Genomic DNA, 21,221 nt, shown 5'->3' on the forward strand with positions numbered 1-21,221 from the left:
ATGGCCGACGAGCAGGGTCGCACCTTCGAGGACGTGCACGAGCGTCTTTCCGAGATCGTTGACGAGGTGTCCGCCGAGGACATCTCGCTGGACGACGCCTTGAAGTTGTACGAGGAGGCCGTGAAGCTGGGCCTTTCCGCGTGCGACTTGTCCGAGCAGGACTTGGACGCGTTTCTGGCGACGGAAGAGGAAGGCGAGTCTTCCCCGGCTGAGGAGGGCGGCGCAAGCACCGCCCCTACGGGTTCAGCCGGCACGCCGTCTTCCGCTGACGCGCCCGTGCCCGGCGAGGCCTAAAGGAAACCGCTCATGGACGTCCCCCGCATACTTGATGCTATCAGCTCGCCGGCCGATTTGAAGGTGCTCGACAACGAGGAGCTGGCCATTCTCGCCCGCGAGATCCGCCAGGAGATCGTCGCCACCACCTCGGTCACCGGGGGACATGTGGCGTCGTCTTTGGGCGCCGTGGACATCATCGTGGCCCTGGAGAGCCTGCTCGACATGCCGCGCGACCGCGTGGTGTTCGACGTGGGGCACCAGGCCTACGCCCACAAACTGCTCACCGGCCGGCGCGAGGCGTTCAAAACCCTGCGCACCTACGGTGGCCTTTCCGGCTTCACCAAGCCATCGGAGAGCCCTTACGACGTGCACCCGTCGGGTCACGCGTCCGACTCGCTTTCCATCGCCACGGGTCTCGCGAAGGCGCGGCAGCTGAAGGGTACCGACGAGAAGGTGGTGGCCCTCATAGGCGACGCGTCGCTCGCCGGCGGCATGGCCTTCGAGGCGCTGAACTACATGGGCAACGAGCAGCTGCCGCTCGTCGTCATCTTGAACGACAACGAGATGTCCATCTCTCGCAACGTGGGCGCCCTCATGAAGCATCTGGGCAACATCCGCGCCAACAGCCATTACCGCGAGGCGCGCGAGGGTCTGCAGGCGGCCATGGAGCAGGGCGGTCCTGCGGCCCGCGGACTGCTCGGCTTCGGCAAGAACATGAAGGAATCCCTCAAGCAGATGGTGATTCCCCATACCATGATCTACGAATCGCTCGGCATTGTGTGCACCGCTCCCATCGACGGCCACAACATCGCCGAGCTGCGCGACGTTTTGTCGCTCGTGTTGGAAATGGACGGCCCGGCGCTTGTGCACGTGGTCACGCGGAAAGGGGAGGGCTACGAGCCTGCCCGCCGCGATCCCGAGGCGTTTCATGGCACCGGCCCCTACGATATTGCCACGGGCCGCGCGTTGAAGAAGCCCGGGCGCGCCCCCAGCTACACCGAGGTCTTCGGCGCGGCGCTCGCCGACGAGGCGGCCAACGATGCGGATGTGGTGGCCATCACGGCGGCCATGACCGGCGGCACGGGGTTGAAGACCTTCGCGGCGGAGTTCCCCTCGCGTTTTGTGGACGTGGGCATTGCCGAGGAGCAGGCGGTGGGCATGGCGGCCGGCCTCTCATCGGGCGGCAAGAAGCCCGTGGTGGCGCTGTACTCCACCTTCATGCAGCGAGCCGTGGACCAGATGATCATCGATGTGGCCCTGCCCGAGGCCAACGTCGTGTTCGCCTTCGATCGCGCGGGCCTGGTGGGCGATGATGGCCCCACGCACCACGGCGTCTTCGACATGGTGTACACGCGCATGGTGCCGAACATGCGGGCGCTCGCGCCCTCCGACGAGGCGGAGCTCGTGCACGCCCTGCACACGGCGCTCATTTTGGAAGGCCCCGTGTCGCTGCGCTACCCGCGCGGCGAGGCCGAGGGTGCGCCGTTGCCGGATGTGCCGGAAATCTTGGAAGTGGGGAAGTCCCGCATGGTGCGCGAGGGGGACGACGTGGCCCTGCTCGCCTTCGGTCGCATGGTGGGCCAAGCCCGCGCCGCCGCCGAGCTGCTGTCCGCCGAGGGCATCGAGTGCCGCGTGGTGGACATGCGCTGGGTGAAGCCGCTCGACGAGGAGGCCATCGCCGCTGCGGCGGCCTGTCGTTTGGTGGTCACGGTGGAAGAGGGCGTCATCGCGGGAGGCGCCGGCGAGGGCGTGTTGGAAGTGCTGGCCCGCCAGGGTGCCACGACGCCTGCCGTCACGTTGGGCATCCCCGACCGCTTCATCGGCCAGGGCCCCGTGTCCCAGCTCTTCGCCGACCTCGGCCTGAACGCCGAGGGCATCGCCGCCACCGTGCGCGAGGCGCTGTGATAGCGCCGTTCGCGCTCGTGCCGATCTGGATTAGACCAGCTTCTTCTCCATGATGTAGTCGTCCATGATGTAGCCGTCGCCGATGTCGGTTTCCACGGCGTCGATGACCTCAAAGCCCTTGGCTTTGTAGGCGCGGATGGCCATCTCGTTGTGCTTGTTCACCGTGAGGTAGAGGGCGTCCAGGCCGCGCTCGCGGGCGAGGCGCTCGTAGAAGCGGATGGTGGCCGAGCACAGGCCCTCGCCGCGGTGCTCCTTCAGCAGGTAGATCTTCGAGATGAAGAAGCGGTTCGTGTCCGCCTCCACGTGTCCGCCGGTGTAGCCGACGATGCGGGGGACGGCGGCGGTGCGGGCGAAATCCTCGGTGTCGCGGGCCAGCTCGCCGTCGCGGTCGGATTCGATGTCGTCGTTGACGCGGCCGGCTACGGTGTCGCCTTGGTCGTGGATGTCGGCGCCGTGCGTCGCCGCGCCCAGCTCGTGGGGCGTTTCGTCCTCGTGCTGCATGATGAAGAAGTACTCGTAGCCATTGTCGGCGATGTCGGTGCGGAAGGCATTCAGGCTCTGGAACTTCTCCACCATGTAGTCGGTTTGCGCTTGGCCGATGATGGCCGGCCAGTACTCGTTCCAAATATGGTAGGCCATATGGGCCAGGGCCTCGACCTCTTCGTCGCGCTCGACCTGTCGAAATGTAACGCTCATGGGTGCATCCTTCCGCGTCGTGACAAAACTTTTCGAAAAAGTGGTCACAAAATCGAGTTCTGGGTTTTCTTTACGGGAGATATGACCCAATTAACGGCTGCGAGCCTGCGCAATATAGCGTTTGGCGATATATCCCTCTTGTTCTCATGCTGCCTTGAGGCCTGCAAAAACCCAGAACTCGATTTTGTGACCAAATCGCGCCGATTTTTTGCAAGGGCAGCGCTGCCATTGTAATGCTTCGGCGGTTCGTGACGGGACGCGCGGGCATTTGTTTCCGCCCAGTAACAAGGATTGGTCGCCAGTGTTAACACTTATTTTTGAGGGGGTTAACAATCATCGTTGAGCGCGCGGGTCACCAGGTGCCGTGGAACAATCGGGTTGTCCTTGCCGTTGGGCACCTTGGGCGACAAGGGGTGGGGAGGCCCGCGCGGTGCGGCGCGCGGCGCCTCCCGACCTCTTTTCGCCGAGGGCCCGCGAACTGTGAAAGGGGTTGATCGCGATGATTGACACCGGTTCCACCGGGTTCATGCTCGTCTGCGCCATGCTGGTGCTGCTCATGACGCCCGGACTCGCCTTCTTCTACGGAGGCCTCTCCCGCCGCAAGAACGTCGTGAACACCATGGTGATGGTGTTCGGCGTGCTCGGCATCGTCGGGGTGGTTTGGGTCGTGTGCGGCTGGTCGTTCGCCTACGGCGGCGACGGGTCGCTGCCGTTCTTCGGCGGCTTCGACCAGATCGGGTGCTTGGGCGCCGTGAACGACATGGTGGCCGAGGCCGAGGGCACGCCCGATGCCTTCGCGGTGCTGTCCGGCCAGGGTGCGCTGGCCAATGACCCGGAGCTGGCAGCGGGCTACCCGGCCATCATCGACATCGTCTTCCAAATGGCCTTCGCCATGATCACCTGCGCCATCATCACGGGTGCTGTGGCCGGGCGCATGAAGTTCGGCGCCGTGTGCGCGTTCGTGGCCGTGTGGGTCGTCGTGGTGTACGCGCCGCTGGCGCACATGGTGTGGGGCGGCGACGGCTCGCTCATCGGCGACATGATCGGGGCCTTGGACTTCGCCGGCGGCGACGTGGTGCACATCTCCTCGGGCCTCACCGGGCTCATCCTGTGCCTCATGCTGGGGCGTCGCAAGGGGTTCGCCGTGCTGTCCTACCGTCCCCACAACGTGCCGTTCGTGGCCCTGGGCGCGGCGCTTCTGTGGTTCGGCTGGTTCGGCTTCAATGCCGGCAGCGAGTTCGCGGCCGACGGCGTGGCCGGGCTCGCGCTGCTGAACACCGTGGCGGCCAGCGCGGCCGGCGTGCTCTCCTGGATGCTTACCGAGCGCATCACGGTGGGGAAGTGCACGCTCGTCGGCGCGGCGACGGGCCTGGTGGCCGGTCTTGTGGTCATCACCCCGGCGGCCGGGTTCGTGGAGCCCTGGGCGGCGATCGTCATGGGGCTGATCGTGAGTCCCATCGTGTATTGGGCCATCTCCCAGGCTAAGCGGCGCCTCGGCTACGACGACGCGCTGGACGCCTTCGGCTGCCACTGCGTCGGCGGCATCGTGGGCGGTATCCTCACGGGCCTGTTCTGCGTGCCCGGGCTCTCCTGGACCGAGCACGGCGGCCTGCTGTACACGGGCGACTGGTCGCTTCTGGGAGCGCAGGTGCTGGGCATTCTGGTGACTATCGCCTTCGTGGCCATCGCCGATGTGGTGCTCGGGCTCATCATCAAGGCGTGCTTTGCAGGCAGCCTGCGCGTGAGCGCCGAGGACGAGGCGGCGGGGCTCGACGTGGCCGTCCATGGCGAATCAGCCTACCCGGCCTACCTGGGCCTGGACTAAAGGTTCCGTTCGCCCTGCGGGACGAACGGACCGGCCGACGCTGCGGATCCGACAGGCACCTGCCCTTGCCCCTTGTTTTGGGCTCGGCGTTGCGCGAAGGCAACTTGGCCCAAAGGCGGGGCAATTGCAGGCACCTGTCGAACCCTCGCTGACTTTGCCAAGAAAGTTGGATGGTGCAAATAGGAGGATATTATGAAACGAGTAACGGCTATTGTGCGGCCCGAGAAGATGGAGCCGCTGAAGGACGCCCTGTTCGCGGCCGACGTGAAGGGTATGACCATCTCGCAGGTGCACGGCTGCGGCGCCCAGCACGGCTGGAGCGAGTACGTGCGCGGCACCGAGGTGATGCTGAACATGGTGCCGAAGGTGAAGTTCGAGGTGGTGGTGGAAGACGACGCGGTGGACGCGCTGGTGGACACCATCGTGGGCGCCGCCCGCACCGGCGAGGTGGGCGACGGCAAGATCTTCGTGGCGCCCGTGGAGGAAGTGGTGCGCATCCGCACCGGCGAGCGGGGCGCGTCGGCGGTGTAGGCCAAGATGCGGTACAATCTCGCCGAAACAAGTTGCGAGAAAGGAACCGGCATGCACACCTACATTCCCCGCGGCGTCTGCTCCCGCCAGATCGATGTGGAGCTGGACGGCGACACCATCAAGAGCGTCCAGTTCACCGGCGGCTGCGATGGCAACTTGAAGGCCATCTCCAAGTTGGTGACCGGCCAGAATGTCGACGACATCGTCGCCATGATGGAGGGTCACACCTGCGGGCGGCGCTCCACCTCCTGCGTCGACCAAATGACCAAGGCCATCCGCGAGGCTCAAGCGAAGGCCGCCGATCAGGCGTAAGGTATCGGCTGTATGCCTAATCGCCCGAATGAGGCAAGTTCCAGGGCCCGGATGTTTCATCCGGGCCCCCCTTTATGTCGTAAGCTAGCCTTTAAGCCAGGGTTGCAAGAGCTCTTCTGGGAAACGTGTTGTCACCAGGCAGCACGCTGGTGGACGAGGCCGAGCACGGTGACGCGGTCGGCCTCGTCTTCGTAGAAGATAACGATATCGAAGGGGCCGACGGGGATTTTGCGCACGCCTTCGCCGTACTCGTATGCGAGGGCGGCCGCCACGTCGGTCGACCCCATGCTGGGTATCGTCGGCAGAATCTCGATGATCTTGAGGATGTCATCGAGAACTTTGTCCGACAGAACGATCCCCAAATCCTCCTCGAAGCCCTCGGAGATGCGCACTTCGGCCATCAGAGCCCCCGCTTCTCGCGAATGCGGGCGACGAAACCATCGACATCGGTGGTGAAACGCCCCTCCTCGATATCGCGCTTGCCGCGTCGGAGAACGAATTCCATCTCCGCTTCGTAGCGAGCGTCTTCACGGGCTTGCTTGAGCTCTCGATCGAATATCTCTTCGGAGCAGAACACGTAAGCGCCGTTGCCGTTCTCGGTGATGTAGACGACTTGGCGATCGGCCACGTCCTTTACCTCGCGTTGGCGCGAGGCGAGGGCGGTAGACGAATAGATGGAGCCTTTGGGGGCAACCATGGCGTACCTCATTTCCTAGGATTTAGCTAGGTTGATCATATCACGCTTTCAGTAGGAAATTCTACAAGATATCATATTGGTGATAAAAGGAAAGTTCCCTTATAGAAAAGGCCTTACAGCATCATGAACAGCTTGGCCAAGGCCCAGCCGATGAAGCCGCAGCAGGGGAAGGTGAGCACCCAGGCCCATACCATGCGGCGGGCGACGCCCCAGTTCACGCGGCGGAAGCTCTTCGATGCGCCCACGCCCATGATGGAGGCGGTGGAGCAGTGGGAGGTGGAGACGGGCATGCCGGTCATTGAGGCCACGAACAGCGTGATCACGGTAGAGATGGAGGCCGCCACGCCCTGGTACTTCTCCAGCGAGACCATGTCCATGGCCACCGATTTGATGATGCGCTTGCCGCCGAGCAGCGTGCCCAGAGACATTGCCGCCGAGCAGATGATCATGAGCCACAGGGGGAAGTCGGTGGCGCCGCTTGTCTCCATGCCGAAGGCGAGCGCGATGCCCAAAAGTCCGATGGACATGAACTTCTGCCCGTCCTGGGCGCCGTGGAGGAACGACAGCGCGCAGGCGCAGATGTCCTGCAGCACCATGCACACTTTGTTGCCGCGCTGGCGGTTGACGCGGGAGAAGAGAAACTCGATGATCTTGGTGGTCGCCATGCCGAGGATGAAGCCGCCCACCAGCGAGAACACCATGCCGTAGATGACGAGCATCCACTCGGAGAGCACGACACCGGCCAGCCCGTTCAGCGCGATGGCCCCGCCGGTGACGCCGGCGATGAGCGAGTGGGACTTGCTGGCGGGGATGCCCCAGAACCAGCAGAAGACGCCCCAGCCGATAGAGCCTATCATGGCGGCTATGAGCGCGAGGAGCGCCTGGTGGGTGTTGCCGGAGAAGTCGACCATGTTGAACATGGTGTGGGCCACGGCGGTGGAGATGTAGGTCATGCCCACCAGGCCCACGAAGTTGAACACGGCGGCCAGCGCGAGCGCCGCGCCGGGGGTGAGACAGCGGGTGGAGACCGCGCTGGCGATGGCGTTGGGGGCGTCGGTGGCGCCCGAGATGATGGTCACACCGATGACCAGCGCCAGAATGCCGAGCAGGACCGGATGGTCTCCTGCCTGCGAGAGGAACACCGAAAGAGTCAATTCCATGCCTGAGCCTTATCCCGATGAAGCCGACCGGACGCAAACGCACCTTCCTATTCTAGCGCAACGGCTGCACGCACGAAAGATGACCTTGCGAGTCAACTCAAATCCCGGGTGCGGCCGCACGGGCGTCGTGAGTCTGCGGGCGCCTTGTGGGCGCGCTGCGAAAAATGTCGGCACTCGGGGAAAATTCACAAGGAAGCGCGCGCGAGCGGTGCTATACTGGGCGGGCTTGCCGATAGGCGGCAAGTGTAAGTATCTGTTGGCCCCCGAGACATGTTTGTTGCACCGCGATCCTTGCTTCTGCAAGCGAACATGGTACGTATCAACCATCATGACGAAGGGTCCCCGATTTAGTTTTTGAAAGGGGTCCGTTTTGACCGAAATCAAGAACACCTCCGTGATCGACTTCTCCGACATCTCCGATGAGCAGATGAACGAGATGATCGACGGCACGCTGACCGAGTTCGACGAGGGCGATCTCGTCGACGGCACCGTCGTCAAGCTGGAGCACGACGAGGTGCTGGTGGACATCGGCTTCAAGAGCGAGGGCGTCATCCCGGCCCGCGAGCTGTCCATCCGCAAGGACGCCGATCCGTCCGACATCGTGAGCCTGGGCGACAAGATCGAGGCGCTGGTTCTCCAGAAGGAGGACAAGGACGGCCGCCTCATCCTCTCCAAGAAGCGCGCCGAGTACGAGCGTGCCTGGATTTCCGTCGAGGAGAAGTTCAAGGCCGGCGAAGTGGTCACCGGCGAGGTCATCGAGGTGGTCAAGGGCGGTCTTATCCTGGACATCGGCCTGCGCGGCTTCCTTCCGGCGTCTCTCGTGGACCTGCGCCGCGTGAAGGATCTGGACGCCTACCTGGGCACCGAGATCGAGGCCCGCGTCATCGAGATGGATCGCAACCGCAACAACGTCGTGCTGTCCCGCCGCGTTCTCTTGGAGGAGGGCCGCAAGAACGAGCGCGCCGAGATCCTCTCCAAGCTCTCCAAGGGCATGCGCCTCAAGGGCAACGTTTCCTCCATCGTGGACTTCGGCGCCTTCGTGGACCTGGGCGGCATCGACGGCCTGGTGCACATCTCCGAGCTGTCCTGGAACCATGTCAACCATCCCTCCGAGGTCGTCAAGGTGGGCGACGAGGTGGAGGTCGAGGTGCTCGACGTCGATCTGCAGCGTGAGCGCATCTCCCTCGGTCTCAAGCAGACCACGCCCGACCCGTGGATCCAGCTGGTGGAGAACTACCCGGTGGGCACCATCGTCGACGGCAAGGTCACCAAGATCGTGCCCTTCGGCGCCTTCGTCGAGCTGGGCGACTCCATCGAGGGCCTGGTGCACATCTCCGAGATGGCCGGCCGCCACATCGACACCCCGGCGCAGGTCGTGCATGCGGGCGACGATGTGAAGGTGAAGGTCATGGAGATCAACCCGGATCGCCGCCGCATCTCGCTTTCCATGAAGGCTGCTGCCGAGGAGCTCGGCTTCGAGATCGACGTGGACGAGTCGGTGCAGGCCGAGGAGAAGCCGGCCCGCCGCAAGAAGGACGAGACTCCGGCCGAGGCCGAGGTCGTCGAGGTGGAGACCGTCGAGGAGTAGCCTCCAACGCAAAAGCGTGAATTTGACGGGCCGCCCATCGGGGTGGCCCGTTCCTTTTCGTGTATCATGATGCCAGCGAATTCGAAACTCCGAAGGAGAGGTGCGACATGAAGAAGCTGTTTCTCATCGGCGGCATGGGCGCCGGCAAGTCCACGGCGCGCAAGGCGCTCACCGACGAGGGCCTGGCTTGGATCGATCTCGATCAGGTGGGGCACGAGGTGCTCATGTGGGATACGGTGAAGGACGACTTGCGCGGCGCGTTCGGCGACGACATCTTCGACGAGAACGGTGAAGTGGTGCGCAGCGCCCTGGCCGCCAAGGCCTTCGCGACGCCGGCCGCCACGCGCAAGCTGAACACCATCACGATGCCCCGCATCGAGGAGCGCTACACCGACCTCATCGACGGCTTCGAGGCCGAGGGCAAGCCGGCGGTCGTGGTGGAATACTCGGTGTTCCGCAACCGCCAGAGCTCGCTGGCCTACGGAGCCGATGTCGTCATGGCCGTGCTGGCGCCGCTGGAGACCCGCATCGAGCGCGCCGTGAAGTCGGGCTTTTCCGAGGAGGACGTGCGTGCCCGCATCGCTCGCCAGATCACCGACGCCGACCGCATCGAGGCGTCGGATGTCGTCTTCAACAACGACGGTACCCCCGAGGAGCTGCGCAACGAGGTCATCTCCTGGTGGAACGAGTACAAGAAGACGATCTAGCGAGTTCCGGAACACGCCCTTAGAAAGACGCCTCGAAACTCGAGGCGTCTTTTGTGGGCGGTACGAGTGCGACTCACCCGCGAAAGGAATGCCGTGGACCTCGATGCGAAAAAAGAACTCGTCGCTTTTTACGAGCGGCATTTCGACGAACTGGTGGAGGTGTGCCTGGAGGTTTCCTCGCGCAAGTATCGTCTGTCTCCCTTGAACACTTTGCCTTTCGACGAGCGTCGGCAGTGGGTGAGTGTCGGATTCAGGGAAATCATTCGGGCGATGCTTTCCGAAGATGATTCCGTCGAAGGCTCGTCGCTCCGCGTCTATTTTCCTCGCGTGTCGGAACTTGCTGACACGCCGCTGTTCGGTATGGCGGACGTTATCGATAGCTGCGAGTGCGCACTTCTGCCCGATGACGGCATTCTGCCGCTTCTGTGGGAGGATTATGGCGAAAGCCCCGAAGAGCTACTCGCGCTGGTCATGGAATTTCGTCGGGCGCAGAATAACATGATCAAGCTGCAGGTGCGGTGTCAGATCGAAGACTATGAGCGCTTCATCGCCTTTGCCAAAACGCTTGCGGTCAATGAGGAGCGGTCGCGGCTTGAAGGCGAGATTTATCAGCGGTTTTACCTCGCACTGCGCTCTCTGCGCGAGAAGACAGGAGAACTGTACGCGCTCGTTGGGTCAGGGGCGGATCGGGCGATGCTCTCGACGGAAATCACGCAGCTGAAGATGATGGAGGCCGACCTTTTGGCCGAGGTATTCCGTGTGAGCCCCGAAGCTGATGCCGAGCATGGCGCCGCGCCCGCCCCTCCGCCAAAGCGCACCTTCTCCGAGGCAGCTGTGGCTCGTGGGCTTACCGAGCGGGAACGGGAGGTGGTGGCGCTGGTTGCTCGTGGTTACAACAATAAGACCATCGCCAAGCGCCTTCAACTTGCGGAAAGCACAGTGAAGAACAATCTCAGCAACATCCTCTCTAAGCTGGAGTGCGAGAATCGTGCCCAAATCGTGGTGTTCGCCGCCGAGAACGGGTACTTCGAAGATGCTGATGGAGATGCTGTCGGACGCTAAGGCGCTGTTTTGAAGAGGGCTCCTTTCCGTGGAGACAAGCCAGCTTTTTCGTGCGCTTTATGAAGCGGCGTAGGTACTTTTGTCTCTAGCCGCGGTACTTGAGGGCCTTTGAAAGCATTTTCAGTGCAGAAAACCTGACGATACTGTTGAAAGAGTGGCACTTAGTCTCCTCCCTTCGAATCTAGGAGAAGTCCCCGTATCTCTTTAGAATGCCTGATCGTAGTAATGAGCCGCGCATGCGGAAACCGCTAGGGAAGGGGACTCCCATGAGAGAGCGATCGATAAATACAGTGAGCCGTCGTAGCTTTATCGCCGGCGCCACGTCTTTGGGCGTTGTGGCGCTTGCATCGATGGCTGGCTGTGCACCGAAGGCTAAGGGCGAGGATAAAACCCCCGTTGCTGCCACGGGCGGAAGCGATGTGCCTTCAAGTTGGGATATGGAATCCGACGTTGTAATCATTGGCGCGGGCGGTGCTGGTATGTCTGCTGCTTGCACGGCCAAGGAGGCCGGTGCTTCGGTCCTCGTGCTGGAAAAAGGTGGTGTCACAGGTGGCGATACGGCGCTCAGCGGCCAATCGGCCCTCGGCCCCTGGATTTCCAAGCAAAAGGAAGCGGGCATCGACGAGTCCGTTGAGAAGTACATTGCCGATATGGCCAACAGCTACGTCCATGGCGCTTTTGCCGAGCAGGGCCGCGAACTTCCTGCCGAGCATCCCTTTACTCAGCTGCAGACCGAGCTGACCGAGGAGATGTTCGAATGGACGACCGGCACTATCGGCATTGATTGGCAGTGCGATTTGGAAAGTCCCGTATCCGAGGGCGTGCTGCCCCAGCCTACATGGGATACCGTTGCCGGTCGTTCCTGGATGAATCAGACCCCCGATGCCTCCGTGATGGCGGCTTTCAACAAGGCTGCCAGGGATATGGCCATCGATGTGCGCCTGCGCACCGAGGTCGATCGTCTCATCAAGAACAGCGATGGCCGCGTGGTGGGCGTGTGGGCCTACGATGAGAACGACAATTCTGTGGCTGTGAAGGCCGCCAAGGCCGTCATCGTCGCCACGGGATCGTTCTGCTCGAACCGCGGTATGATGGAACGCTATCTGCCTGTGACTCGCGGCATTCAGGGCGGAGGGTGCTATGGCGTGACGGGCGATGGCATTCGAATGGTGCGCAACGTAGGCGGTTCGGTGTCCGAGCTCGACCTCGGCTGTCATTGGTACCCTTATGAGACTTCAACGAACTCGGGCCAGTTCTCTACTACCCTTATCTTCTTCGGCGGACTTCCGGGCCAGGTTCCTATCAGTCAGCAGCCCGGCGTGCTACTGAACTACGAGGGCGAGCGCTTTGTGAGCGAGTCTGACGGATACCACCTTATCGGTCGTGCGACGGCACAACAGACGGGTCAGGAAGCATGGTACGTTTTCGATAGCTCACCCATGGTGGCTGACATGATTTTGGACATCATTCCGTACAACAACCGCGTGGTTCAGGCCGAGACTCTCGATGAGCTGTGGAAGATCACTCGCCTGCCCGCCGAGGCTGCCGACGCTTCTATCGAGGCTTACAACGCCGCGGTGGTCGCCGGCTCCGATGAGGCCTTTGGCAAGCTGCTCGACGGTTGCCAGCCCGTGGCTCAAGGACCCTTCTATGCTATCAACATTCGTCCGAAGCCCTATTGCACCTATGGTGGCGTGGACACCGATCTTGATGCTCGTGTTGTGGACGCGTCCGGCGCAGCTATCCCTGGCCTGTACGCTGCGGGCATCGTTACCGGCTCCTTTGCTGCTCGTGAGGGTTTCTACTACAACGGCGGTCTGGCTCAGGCGCTCATCTTCGGCCGTTTGGCGGGTAAGAACGCCGCAGCTGAGGAAGCATGGGAGGCGGCTGCTCCTACTGGCGCCGAGTCGGAGAAGCAGAACCTCAACGAGTTGGCTCGCTGCGGCGACTGCCATGGAGACAAGCGCGCCCCTGGTGAGCCGAACTATCACAACTTTTAGAAAGAGCATGGCGTCGTGGCTGGTACGCCTGCCGGAAGCTCTAGATTGCCTCCCCTCCTTAAGTGGATCCTCTTTGAGGGTCCACTTTTTGCCCTGGGGCTTTGTCGTTCGGTTGAGAGCTGGCGCGCTGCCGAGCTTGCGGGCTTCATTTCGCTTTGAGTGCTTAACCTTTGGAACTCTCCGATTCCTGAAAGAATTCCTCATAGGCCTCTCGGGCTGTCATCTTCGGAACGAAGGACGACTTGAAAGCCGCCTTATCGTAGCTGATGATGGCATCTACTTGTAGCTCCTCTGCGGCGACGCGGATAAGGCCGTCCTCGTAGTCGGGCTCGTCGGAATCGATGGACTCGAAGACAAAAAGTCCCGTAAGATCGACGAGATCAAACGTTTCGGCGATATCGCGCAGAGACTCCCGTGCCTCCGGCTCCTCCATGTAATGGCGATGCAGAATGTAGTAGACCTCGTTCAAGGAAGAAGAGAGGGCGTAGACGCTTCCCTGATTGAGGAAGGCTTCGTCTATGAGGCACGATATCTCATCGTGATAGATAGAATCGGGATGAGCCCAGTAAATAAGAGCATTGGCATCAAAGAGCAAGGAAGTCACGATAGCGCTCCTCCTTCGCTTCGGCAATGAGATCTTCGGCTGTGATTCCGTCAGGCCAGGGCTTTATCTTTTTGCGCCGCGCCGCAATGCGCGCTTCGGCCCGTTTCAGCTGAGCACGGCGATCGTCGTCCTCTTGGAGGAGAGACGTTATGACCACAACGCCTTTTCTCGGGGATGCGATGCGCAAGGGCGTTTCTTGGTCGATGTCAGCCTCTTGCCGCAGTGCCTTCGGAAGAAGGACGGCCATACTGTTGCCGACTTTGGTGAGAGTTGCCGTTGCCATAATGGGCTCCTTTCATCAGGAGCATTATAACACGTTATAACAAGAGCGGGAAGAATGCAGAACCTTGGTTACCACAGGTTGAGTAGATGTTGCATTCCCAAGCTGGCACCTGCTATGCAGATCCAGCAGATGAGGCCCATGAGGATGGGCTTGCCGCCGGATTTCACGAGCTTCACGAGATCGGTGTTCAGGCCGATGGCGGCCATGGCCATGATGATGAAGAACTTGGAAAGCGTCTTCAGCGGCGCGAACGCCGCCTCGTCGGCACCGGCGGCCACGGCGATGGTGGTGATGATGCTGGCCACGAGGAAGAACAGGATGAACATCGGGAAGGCGCGCTTCAACGAGAAGTTGCCGAGGCCGTCGGCGCCCTCCTTGCGGGCCATGACGATGCCGAGCACGAGCGTGATGGGGATGATGGCGAGCGTTCGCGTGAGTTTCACGATGGTGGCGCCGTCCAGGGCGTTCGAGCCGGGGTGCATGCCGTCCCAGGCAGCTGCGGCGGCGGTGACCGACGAGGTGTCGTTCACGGCGGTGCCGGCGAACAGGCCGAAGCCCTCGTTGGACATGCCGAGCATGCCTCCCAGAGTTGGGAAGATGAGCGCCGCCACCACGTTGAACAGAAAGATGACCGAGATGGCCTGGGCCACCTGCTCGTCTTTGGCGCGGATGACCGGGGCCGTGGCGGCGATGGCCGACCCGCCGCAGATGGACGAGCCCACGGCGATGAGCGTGGCGATGGCGGAATCCACGGACAGCACGCGGTAGAGGATATAGCCCACGATGAGCGCCGTGGCGATGGTGGTGAGGATGATGGGCAGGCTCTCGGCGCCCACGGCGGCGATCTGGGCGAGGTTCAGCCCGAAGCCCAGCAGGATGACGGCGTACTGCAGCACCTTCTTCGCGGTGAACCCTATGCCGTCTTGCACAGCGCCGCGCACGGGCTGCTTCCACCAAAGGGCGATGACCATGCCGATGAGGATGGCGAACACCGGGCCGCCCACCACGGGCAGCGCCTCGCCGAGAAACCAGCAGGGGATGGCGATGGCGGCGCACAGGCCGATGCCGGGGGCCACGTTCTTCACGTTCGCCACGATGAGCTCCTCACGTCACGAGATGTCAACAGCGATTGCAGAGTATAGCACTCATGGTTGGACGGATCGTGAACTTTAAGCGAACATCTGTTCATTTATTGGGGAAGGTGCTAGACTGTTCTCCTTATAGCTAATTACTGCGAGAGGAGGGACGCGCGTGTCCACTCATCTTTCCAATATAGAAGGTATGGAAATGGCGGGGAAGCTGCCCGAGGTGCGGCTGGCGAACACGCCGTTCAAGGTGGTCTCGCCCTTCGAGCCGTCGGGAGACCAGCCCGAGGCCATCGCCGCGCTCGCGAAGGGCGTGGAGGATGGTCTGCGCTACCAGACGCTGCTCGGCGTCACCGGTTCGGGCAAGACGTTCACCATGGCCAAAACCATCGAGGCAGTGCAGAAGCCGACGCTCGTCATGGCACCGAACAAGACGCTCGCCGCCCAGCTGGCAGCCGAGCTGAAGGAGTTCTTCCCCGATAACGCCGTGGTGTACTTCGTCTCCTACTACGACTACTACCAGCCCGAGGCCTACGTGCCCTCATCGGACACCTTCATCGAGAAGGACGCCTCCATCAACGAGGAGGTGGAGAAGCTGCGCCATGCGGCCACCTCGGCTCTGCTCTCGCGGCGGGACGTCATCGTGGTGGCGTCGGTGAGCTGCATCTACGGCATCGGCTCGCCGATGGACTACGCCGGCATGGCAGTGTTCGTCGACAAGCAGAAGGAGATGGACCGCGACGAGGTCATCCACGAGCTCATCGACATCCAGTACGACCGCAACGACTACGAGCAGAAGCGCGGCACCTTCCGCGTGCGGGGCGACGCGCTGGACGTGTTCCCGCCCTACGCCGACCATCCCATCCGCATCGAGTTCTGGGGGGACGAGATCGAATCCATCGACGAGATCGACCAGGTCACCGGCGAGGTGCTGAATAGCTACGAGGCGCTGCCCATCTGGCCCGCGTCCCATTACGTCACGGCGCGGCCGAAGATGGACAAGGCCCTCGGCACGATTCAGGACGAGCTGCGCGAGCGCCTCATACAGTTCAAGGAAGAGGGGAAGCTCCTGGAGGCCCAGCGCCTGGAGATGCGCGTGAACTACGACTTGGAGATGCTGGAGACCATGGGCTTCTGCTCCGGCATCGAGAACTACTCGCGGCATCTGGACGGCCGCGCGCCGGGCGAGCCGCCCTACACCCTCATCGACTACTTCCCGAAGGACTTCCTCTGCATCATCGACGAGTCCCACGTCACGGTGCCGCAGATCCGCGGCATGCACGAGGGCGACCGCTCCCGCAAGATCACGCTGGCCGAGCACGGCTTCCGCCTGCCCAGCTGCCTGGACAACCGCCCCTTGCGCTTCGACGAGTTCGAGGAGCGCATCCCGCAGTTCATCTACGTGTCGGCCACGCCGGGCGACTACGAGGAGCGCGTGAGCCAGGCGAAGGTGGACCAGGTCATCCGCCCGACGGGCCTTCTGGATCCGGAGATTGTCGTGCGCACGAGCGCCAGCCAAATCGACGACATCATCGACGAGGCGAAAGAGCGGGCCGCGCGAAACGAGCGCGTGCTCATCACGACGCTCACGAAGAAGATGGCCGAGGACTTGACCGACCATTTGCTGGACCAAGGCGTGAAGGCGCGCTACATGCACTCGGACATCGCCACCCTGGAGCGTACGGAGATCCTGCGCGATCTGCGCCGCGGCGAGTTCGACGTGCTCGTGGGCATCAACCTTCTGCGCGAGGGGCTCGACTTGCCCGAGGTGTCGCTCGTGGCCATCCTGGATGCCGACAAGGAGGGCTTTCTGCGCAACCACCGCTCGCTCATCCAGACCATAGGCCGCGCGGCGCGCAACGTGTCCGGCCAGGTCATCATGTACGCCGACCGCATCACCGATTCCATGCGTCGGGCTATCGACGAGACGCGCCGGCGCCGCGACATCCAGATGGCCTACAACGAGGAGCACGGTATCAAGCCCCAGACTATCCGCAAAGCCATCAACGACATCATGGGCTTCATCACCGAAGACGTGGAGGGCACCACCGCCGAGCAGGTGAACAAGGAGCTGGCAGAGCTTTCCCGTGAAGAGGTCCTGCGGCTCATCTCGTCCATGGAGGACGACATGGCCGCCGCGTCCCGCGACATGGACTTCGAGGAGGCGGCGCGCCTGCGCGACCAGGTGGTGAAGCTGAAGAGCACCGTGGAGGACAAGTCCGAGGAAGACGTGCTGAAGGATTTGAAGAAGGGCGCGCGCAAGGGGAGCGCCTACGGCAACCGCAAGCACGCCGCCTACGGGTCGTCGCGCGCGAATTAGGGCCCGATGCCCGGGCGCCTCGCCGCTATCGCGGGCGCTTTTCGGCGCGGGGCGCCCCGACGGGTTGACGAGACGCGTTCAATTTTCGTGGAACTCTTGAGGATTGCGAACTTTACGGAAATGTAAGCTGCTCTGCTGTGGACGTTCTGGCGCTTCGTCGTATAATCGCGAGAAAGCTCCTGCACCACCTGAAGTACTTCCAAAGGAATAAAGCGATGCCCGATCAGCCCGCCTCCCACGGTTCGAACAACCCCCGCAACAATCCGCGACAGCACAAGAAGCCCACGCGCCGCCATCCGGGTGCTCCTGCGCCGGCTCCGGCTCCCCGTGCCCATGGGGCCGCGGCGCCGCGTCCGCAGTCGACGGCCGCCCCATCGGGACATCAGACCCAGCCGGCACCGCAGGCGCCGACCCTCCAGCAGGAGTCGGTTGCGCCCCGCGAGCAGCCGGCCGCTGCCGCCCAGTCGCAGGATCCGCGCCTTCACGAGGCGCAACCCTATCAGCCGCATGACTATCAGCCGCCCCAGCCCCAGCCCCAGCCCCAGCCGCACCAGGCATCGTCGCCGCACGGCTACGCGGGCTATGCGGCCCAGGTGCCCCCGCGGGTCGTTCCCGCCACCAAGGCCGATGGCCAGGTGGCTCCCTATGCCGACATGGGGCGCTACAAGAAGAAGGGCAAGAAGAAGGCGAGCGTCGTCTCCATTATCGTCTCCGTGGTCATTCTGGCCGCCATCGGCGTGGGGGTGTACCTGTATTTGAACCCCCTGCAGTTCAACGTGACGGTCAACGGCATGACGCGCACGGTGGATCGGGGCACGACCTTGAACGACATGATCGCCGAGGGCGTGGTGTCCCCGCAGCCGGGCAACTTGCTCGCCGTCGACGGGGAAGTCCTGGAAGAGGGGGGTGGCGCGGTCTTTGCCGGCACGGTCAACGGCAACGAGGTGACCGACGGCGCGACCGAGCTGCACAAGGGCGATGTGGTTCAGCTGGACGACGGCGCCGACGCGACCGAGGACTACGATGTTTCCACCGAGGAGACGGTTCCGGGCCAGGTGGAGCTGGGCGAGGGGGCCATCCACGTGTACGTGCCCGGCGAGCCGGCCCAGGTGGAGACGCGCACGGGCAAGGTATCGGGCAAATCCGTGCAGGAGACGGTGAAGGAGGGCTCCGACAACGTCTATCTGAAGTACAACGCGAACACGAACGGCGAGAAGGTCATCGCGCTGACCTTCGACGACGGCCCGTGGCCCACGACGAGCGAGCTGCTCGACGTGCTGAAGGAGAACGACGCCGTGGCGACGTTCTTTACCATTGGTGAGCAGATATCCGATAAGACCGATTACGTGGAGACGATCCAGCGCATGGCGGCCGAGGGGCACCAGATCGGCACCCATTCCTACGACCATGCGGCCACCGGCGGCGGCAATGGCGTGGACATGACGCGCCAGAGCCCGGAAAAGCAGATCGAAGAGGTGCAAATGGGCCAGCAGGCCATCGCGGACGCGACGGGCAGCGAGGCGTCTAAGGTGTTCCGCTCGCCGGGCGGCAACTTCCACGACGAGATCATCTGGAATCTGCAACCCTATATCACGAGCGAGATCGGCTGGAACGTGGACACGGAGGACTGGCGGCGACCGGGCGCCGATGCCATAGCGGAGCGCCTGCTGTCGGTGAAGCCGGGGGATGTCGTGCTCATGCACGACGGCGGCGGCGATCGCAGCCAGACGATCGAGGCGCTCAAGGTCGCCCTGCCGCAGCTTAGGGCCGAGGGCTACAAGTTCGTGACCATCGACCAGCTTCTGGCCTACGACGATGCCAAGGCGCTCGCCCAAGAGTTGGCCGATCAGCAGACAGCGGAATAACAGCATTCTCCGAAAAACTTTTCAGACAACCTTTGTAGGGGGCGACCTTGGTCGCCCCTTGTCGCGAGCATGGCCATTGTCGGGAGGGCAGACCAAGGTCTGCCCCTACGGGTGGGGATGCACGTATGGCCGTTGCTGGGAGGGCAGACCAAGGTCTGCCCCTACGGGGGACGGATGGCTGCGAGCATGGCCGTTGCCGGGGGTAGCGGCCGATCTGTGCGGAAGCGCCGGGTTATTGCCTGAGGAGCTCGCGGGCGTGGGCGAGGGAGGTCTCGGTGGCGGTGCCCGATAGCAGGCGCGCCACTTCGGCCACGCGCGCATCGCCCGTGACGGGGGTGAGGATGGTCTCGGGCGCATCGCCGGCGGTCTTCGTCACCGTGTAATGGGCATCGGCGAGCACGGCCACTTGAGCCAGATGCGTGATGGCGATGACCTGATGGCTGCTCGCGAGCTCGGCCAGCACGGTGGCGAGCGCATTGGCGGTGCTGCCGCCCACGCCGGCATCCACTTCGTCGAAGACAAGCGTCTCGGTTCCGTCCTTCGCGCCCAAGGCCACTTTGATGGCCAGCATGACGCGGCTGATCTCACCGCCGGAGGCGATGCGGGCCAAGGGACGCGGTTGCATGGAGGCGCCGGGCTTGAACTCGAAGACGACGCTCGCACTGCCCGCGGTGCTCCAGTTTTCGCGGGGCAGCGGCTCCACCGTGCACACCAGCGCCGCCGTTCCCATCTCCAGACGTCCGAGCACCTCGTTGACCGCTGCCGCGAACTGCGGGGCGGCCTCGGCGCGGGCGGCGTCGTAGGCGGCCGCCGCCTGGGCTAGCGCCGCCTCGGCCGCTTCCAGCGCCGCCTCGGCGCGGGCCAGGTTCTCATCGGCGTCGTCGATGAGGCCGACGAGGGCCGCCGCCGCGTCCCAGCGCTCGAAGACGGCTTCCATGGTGGGGCCGAAGGAGCGCATGAGGCCCATGAGCTGCCCCATGCGCTCCTGGGCCGCCGCCAAAGACTCGCCGTCGAAATCGATGGAGTCGCAGTAGCCGGCCATATCTCGGGCGACGTCCTCCACAACAAAGCATGTTTCCCTCAGCGTTGTGGCGAAGGGCGCCAGCGACTCGTCGGCCCGGGAGGCCTCCTCGATGAGCGAGATGGCCGTGTTCAGGGCGTCCAGTGCCCCGCCGTCGCTGGAGAGCGCCTCGGCGGCTCCGTGGGAGTTGCGGGCGAGCACCTCGGCGTGCTCGGCCCGGGCGAGCCAGTCGCGCGTTTCCTCGTACTCGCCGCCCTCGGGGTTCACCGCCTCTATCTGCTGCAGCGTGAAGCGGGCCTCCTCCAGCTGCGTGTTGGAGGCGCTCGCCGTTGCCCTCATCTCTTCCAGGGCCGCCTCGGCGGCACGGGCATCGGCGAGGGCCTCGCGAAAGGCCGCCCCTACGGTACTTTCCAGATCGGCCCAACCATCGAGGATGCGGCCGTGCTCTGCCGGCTTCAGCAGCGATTGGTACTCGTGCTGCCCGCAGAGCTCCACCAAAGGCCCCACCGTGCGCGCGAGCTCCGACACGCTGGCCATGGTTCCGTTGATGGTGGCGCGACTGCGCCCGTCGGCGCTGACCTTGCGCACTGCGACGAGCTCATCGGCGGTGGGATCGGAAGGGAACAGGCGCCCCCGCACCTCGGCGTTTTTCGCCCCCTCGCGCACGTAAGAGCTGTCGGCGCGCTCGCCGACGAGCAGCTTCACGGCGCTGACGAGCGCCGTCTTTCCGGCGCCCGTCTCGCCGGTGAGGACGGTGAGACCGGGGGAGGGCGAAAGGGAGGCCTCGCGGATGAGGGCCACGTCCTTCACTTGGATTTCGTCGATCATGGTTCCCCGCTAGAAGTCGATGACGTCGAAGACGATGCCCTGCTCCGCCTCAAGCACGCTGAACAGCTCGTCGGGGGCCACGCGGCGCACGGCCCGGGAGACGGATACCTCGCCGCCGTGGGTGACGATGAAGTCGGCCTGCAGCTTGCGGGCGCAGGATTCGGTGAGGGCCGCGCGATAGGGCAGCCCCTCGTGCTCCAGGGCGAAGCGCACGTCGGGGCCGTCGATCGAGCACACGGACAGAAACGCCATGGCCGAGCGCAAAGCCGAGCGGGCGTCGTGGTCGGAGAGGGCCTCGGCGAGGGCAGCGCGCACCTCTCCGAAGGCCTCGGCGGAGACCCACAGCTCCGCGGCCCCGGCCAGCTCCATGGCATGGAGCTTCACCCAGGCGGCGGCGGTGCTCTCGCGTTCGCCGATGAAGTCGAGCAGAACGTCGCTATCGATGAGCAGGCGCAT

At 63.5% G+C, this 21,221-nt stretch carries 20 protein-coding genes; 11 read left to right on the forward strand and 9 right to left on the reverse strand.

The genetic code is table 11. The features are described 5' to 3' along the window. Both xseB and dxs read left to right on the forward strand, forming a co-directional pair. Positions 1-294, forward strand: a complete 294-nt coding sequence (gene xseB / locus AEQU_RS03110) for an exodeoxyribonuclease VII small subunit (RefSeq protein ID WP_022739469.1) — start codon at positions 1-3, stop codon at positions 292-294. 12 nt (positions 295-306) lie between these two features. Continuing rightward, on the forward strand, positions 307-2,181 hold the full coding sequence (dxs, locus tag AEQU_RS03115) for a 1-deoxy-D-xylulose-5-phosphate synthase (protein ID WP_022739470.1): 1,875 nt from the start codon (positions 307-309) through the stop codon (positions 2,179-2,181). A gap of 30 nt (positions 2,182-2,211) precedes the next feature. Here dxs and AEQU_RS12250 read toward each other — a convergent pair whose 3' ends face one another. Then, positions 2,212-2,877 carry a GNAT family N-acetyltransferase gene (locus AEQU_RS12250; RefSeq protein ID WP_022739471.1) on the reverse strand — a complete coding sequence of 222 codons (666 nt, stop codon included), beginning with the start codon at positions 2,875-2,877 and terminating at the stop codon, positions 2,212-2,214. Positions 2,878-3,376: 499 nt separating this feature from the next. Here AEQU_RS12250 and AEQU_RS03125 point away from each other — a divergent pair, with 499 nt between their 5' ends. From AEQU_RS03125 to AEQU_RS03135, 3 genes are all read left to right on the forward strand, one after another. Beyond that, on the forward strand, positions 3,377-4,702 hold the full coding sequence (locus AEQU_RS03125; protein ID WP_022739472.1) for an ammonium transporter: 1,326 nt from the start codon (positions 3,377-3,379) through the stop codon (positions 4,700-4,702). A gap of 192 nt (positions 4,703-4,894) precedes the next feature. Then, positions 4,895-5,233: a P-II family nitrogen regulator gene (locus AEQU_RS03130; RefSeq protein WP_022739473.1), complete on the forward strand. Its 339-nt coding sequence runs from the start codon at positions 4,895-4,897 to the stop codon at positions 5,231-5,233. A gap of 51 nt (positions 5,234-5,284) precedes the next feature. Continuing rightward, a complete protein-coding gene (locus AEQU_RS03135; RefSeq protein ID WP_022739474.1) occupies positions 5,285-5,545 on the forward strand; it encodes a TIGR03905 family TSCPD domain-containing protein in 261 nt (86 codons plus the stop codon). Positions 5,546-5,676: 131 nt separating this feature from the next. On the opposite strand, the gene AEQU_RS03140 is transcribed toward AEQU_RS03135, so the two are convergent. The 3 genes from AEQU_RS03140 to AEQU_RS03150 form a co-directional block, all read right to left on the reverse strand. Further along, positions 5,677-5,946 (reverse strand): type II toxin-antitoxin system RelE/ParE family toxin, encoded by a 270-nt coding sequence (locus AEQU_RS03140; RefSeq protein WP_022739475.1) that lies wholly within the window; start codon positions 5,944-5,946, stop codon positions 5,677-5,679. Then, positions 5,946-6,242: a hypothetical protein gene (locus AEQU_RS03145; protein ID WP_022739476.1), complete on the reverse strand. Its 297-nt coding sequence runs from the start codon at positions 6,240-6,242 to the stop codon at positions 5,946-5,948. Before AEQU_RS03145 ends, AEQU_RS03140 begins: the two co-directional genes overlap by 1 nt. A gap of 113 nt (positions 6,243-6,355) precedes the next feature. Beyond that, on the reverse strand, positions 6,356-7,402 hold the full coding sequence (locus tag AEQU_RS03150) for an inorganic phosphate transporter (protein ID WP_022739477.1): 1,047 nt from the start codon (positions 7,400-7,402) through the stop codon (positions 6,356-6,358). A gap of 370 nt (positions 7,403-7,772) precedes the next feature. Here AEQU_RS03150 and rpsA point away from each other — a divergent pair, with 370 nt between their 5' ends. From rpsA to AEQU_RS03170, 4 genes are all read left to right on the forward strand, one after another. Continuing rightward, complete coding sequence (gene rpsA, locus AEQU_RS03155) at positions 7,773-8,990, forward strand: 30S ribosomal protein S1 (RefSeq protein ID WP_022739478.1); 1,218 nt, start codon at positions 7,773-7,775, stop codon at positions 8,988-8,990. A gap of 107 nt (positions 8,991-9,097) precedes the next feature. After that, on the forward strand, positions 9,098-9,697 hold the full coding sequence (gene coaE, locus AEQU_RS03160; RefSeq protein WP_022739479.1) for a dephospho-CoA kinase: 600 nt from the start codon (positions 9,098-9,100) through the stop codon (positions 9,695-9,697). A gap of 93 nt (positions 9,698-9,790) precedes the next feature. Next, positions 9,791-10,759 (forward strand): helix-turn-helix transcriptional regulator, encoded by a 969-nt coding sequence (locus AEQU_RS12745; RefSeq protein WP_022739480.1) that lies wholly within the window; start codon positions 9,791-9,793, stop codon positions 10,757-10,759. Positions 10,760-11,025: 266 nt separating this feature from the next. Then, a complete protein-coding gene (locus tag AEQU_RS03170; RefSeq protein WP_022739481.1) occupies positions 11,026-12,759 on the forward strand; it encodes an FAD-dependent oxidoreductase in 1,734 nt (577 codons plus the stop codon). Positions 12,760-12,922: 163 nt separating this feature from the next. On the opposite strand, the gene AEQU_RS03175 is transcribed toward AEQU_RS03170, so the two are convergent. The 3 genes from AEQU_RS03175 to AEQU_RS03185 all read right to left on the reverse strand — a co-directional run bounded on the left by AEQU_RS03175 (position 12,923) and on the right by AEQU_RS03185 (position 14,740). Then, entirely contained in the window at positions 12,923-13,363 is a 441-nt protein-coding gene (locus AEQU_RS03175; protein WP_022739482.1) for a type II toxin-antitoxin system VapC family toxin, read from the reverse strand. After that, entirely contained in the window at positions 13,344-13,646 is a 303-nt protein-coding gene (locus AEQU_RS03180; protein ID WP_022739483.1) for an AbrB/MazE/SpoVT family DNA-binding domain-containing protein, read from the reverse strand. The genes AEQU_RS03175 and AEQU_RS03180 overlap by 20 nt, the downstream gene beginning before the upstream one ends. A 68-nt stretch (positions 13,647-13,714) precedes the next feature. Next, entirely contained in the window at positions 13,715-14,740 is a 1,026-nt protein-coding gene (locus AEQU_RS03185) for a YeiH family protein (RefSeq protein WP_022739484.1), read from the reverse strand. Positions 14,741-14,933: 193 nt separating this feature from the next. Between AEQU_RS03185 and uvrB the strand changes: the two genes are divergently transcribed. Both uvrB and AEQU_RS03195 read left to right on the forward strand, forming a co-directional pair. Continuing rightward, a complete protein-coding gene (gene uvrB / locus AEQU_RS03190; RefSeq protein ID WP_173400364.1) occupies positions 14,934-17,051 on the forward strand; it encodes an excinuclease ABC subunit UvrB in 2,118 nt (705 codons plus the stop codon). 215 nt (positions 17,052-17,266) lie between these two features. Next, positions 17,267-18,916 carry a polysaccharide deacetylase family protein gene (locus AEQU_RS03195; protein WP_022739486.1) on the forward strand — a complete coding sequence of 550 codons (1,650 nt, stop codon included), beginning with the start codon at positions 17,267-17,269 and terminating at the stop codon, positions 18,914-18,916. Positions 18,917-19,148: 232 nt separating this feature from the next. Here the strand turns inward: AEQU_RS03195 and AEQU_RS03200 are convergent, their stop codons facing one another. Next, positions 19,149-20,765: a DNA repair protein RecN gene (locus AEQU_RS03200; protein ID WP_022739487.1), complete on the reverse strand. Its 1,617-nt coding sequence runs from the start codon at positions 20,763-20,765 to the stop codon at positions 19,149-19,151. 9 nt (positions 20,766-20,774) lie between these two features. Further along, complete coding sequence (locus tag AEQU_RS03205; protein ID WP_022739488.1) at positions 20,775-21,221, reverse strand: PIN domain-containing protein; 447 nt, start codon at positions 21,219-21,221, stop codon at positions 20,775-20,777.

Origin of the sequence: Adlercreutzia equolifaciens DSM 19450 (assembly GCF_000478885.1) — a bacterium.
GTDB lineage: Bacteria > Actinomycetota > Coriobacteriia > Coriobacteriales > Eggerthellaceae > Adlercreutzia > Adlercreutzia equolifaciens.

Coding starts and splice junctions, on each gene's coding strand:
- uvrB (WP_173400364.1), top strand. CDS start 14,934: ATGGCGGGGAAGCTGCCCGAGGTGCGGCTGGCGAACACGCCGTTCAAG.
- AEQU_RS03205 (WP_022739488.1), bottom strand. CDS start 21,221: ATGCGCCTGCTCATCGATAGCGACGTTCTGCTCGACTTCATCGGCGAA.
- dxs (WP_022739470.1), top strand. CDS start 307: ATGGACGTCCCCCGCATACTTGATGCTATCAGCTCGCCGGCCGATTTG.
- AEQU_RS03180 (WP_022739483.1), bottom strand. CDS start 13,646: ATGGCAACGGCAACTCTCACCAAAGTCGGCAACAGTATGGCCGTCCTT.
- AEQU_RS12250 (WP_022739471.1), bottom strand. CDS start 2,877: ATGAGCGTTACATTTCGACAGGTCGAGCGCGACGAAGAGGTCGAGGCC.
- AEQU_RS03135 (WP_022739474.1), top strand. CDS start 5,285: ATGCACACCTACATTCCCCGCGGCGTCTGCTCCCGCCAGATCGATGTG.
- AEQU_RS03145 (WP_022739476.1), bottom strand. CDS start 6,242: ATGGTTGCCCCCAAAGGCTCCATCTATTCGTCTACCGCCCTCGCCTCG.
- xseB (WP_022739469.1), top strand. CDS start 1: ATGGCCGACGAGCAGGGTCGCACCTTCGAGGACGTGCACGAGCGTCTT.
- AEQU_RS03200 (WP_022739487.1), bottom strand. CDS start 20,765: ATGATCGACGAAATCCAAGTGAAGGACGTGGCCCTCATCCGCGAGGCC.
- coaE (WP_022739479.1), top strand. CDS start 9,098: ATGAAGAAGCTGTTTCTCATCGGCGGCATGGGCGCCGGCAAGTCCACG.
- AEQU_RS03195 (WP_022739486.1), top strand. CDS start 17,267: ATGCCCGATCAGCCCGCCTCCCACGGTTCGAACAACCCCCGCAACAAT.
- AEQU_RS03140 (WP_022739475.1), bottom strand. CDS start 5,946: ATGGCCGAAGTGCGCATCTCCGAGGGCTTCGAGGAGGATTTGGGGATC.
- AEQU_RS03125 (WP_022739472.1), top strand. CDS start 3,377: ATGATTGACACCGGTTCCACCGGGTTCATGCTCGTCTGCGCCATGCTG.
- AEQU_RS03170 (WP_022739481.1), top strand. CDS start 11,026: ATGAGAGAGCGATCGATAAATACAGTGAGCCGTCGTAGCTTTATCGCC.
- AEQU_RS03130 (WP_022739473.1), top strand. CDS start 4,895: ATGAAACGAGTAACGGCTATTGTGCGGCCCGAGAAGATGGAGCCGCTG.
- AEQU_RS03150 (WP_022739477.1), bottom strand. CDS start 7,402: ATGGAATTGACTCTTTCGGTGTTCCTCTCGCAGGCAGGAGACCATCCG.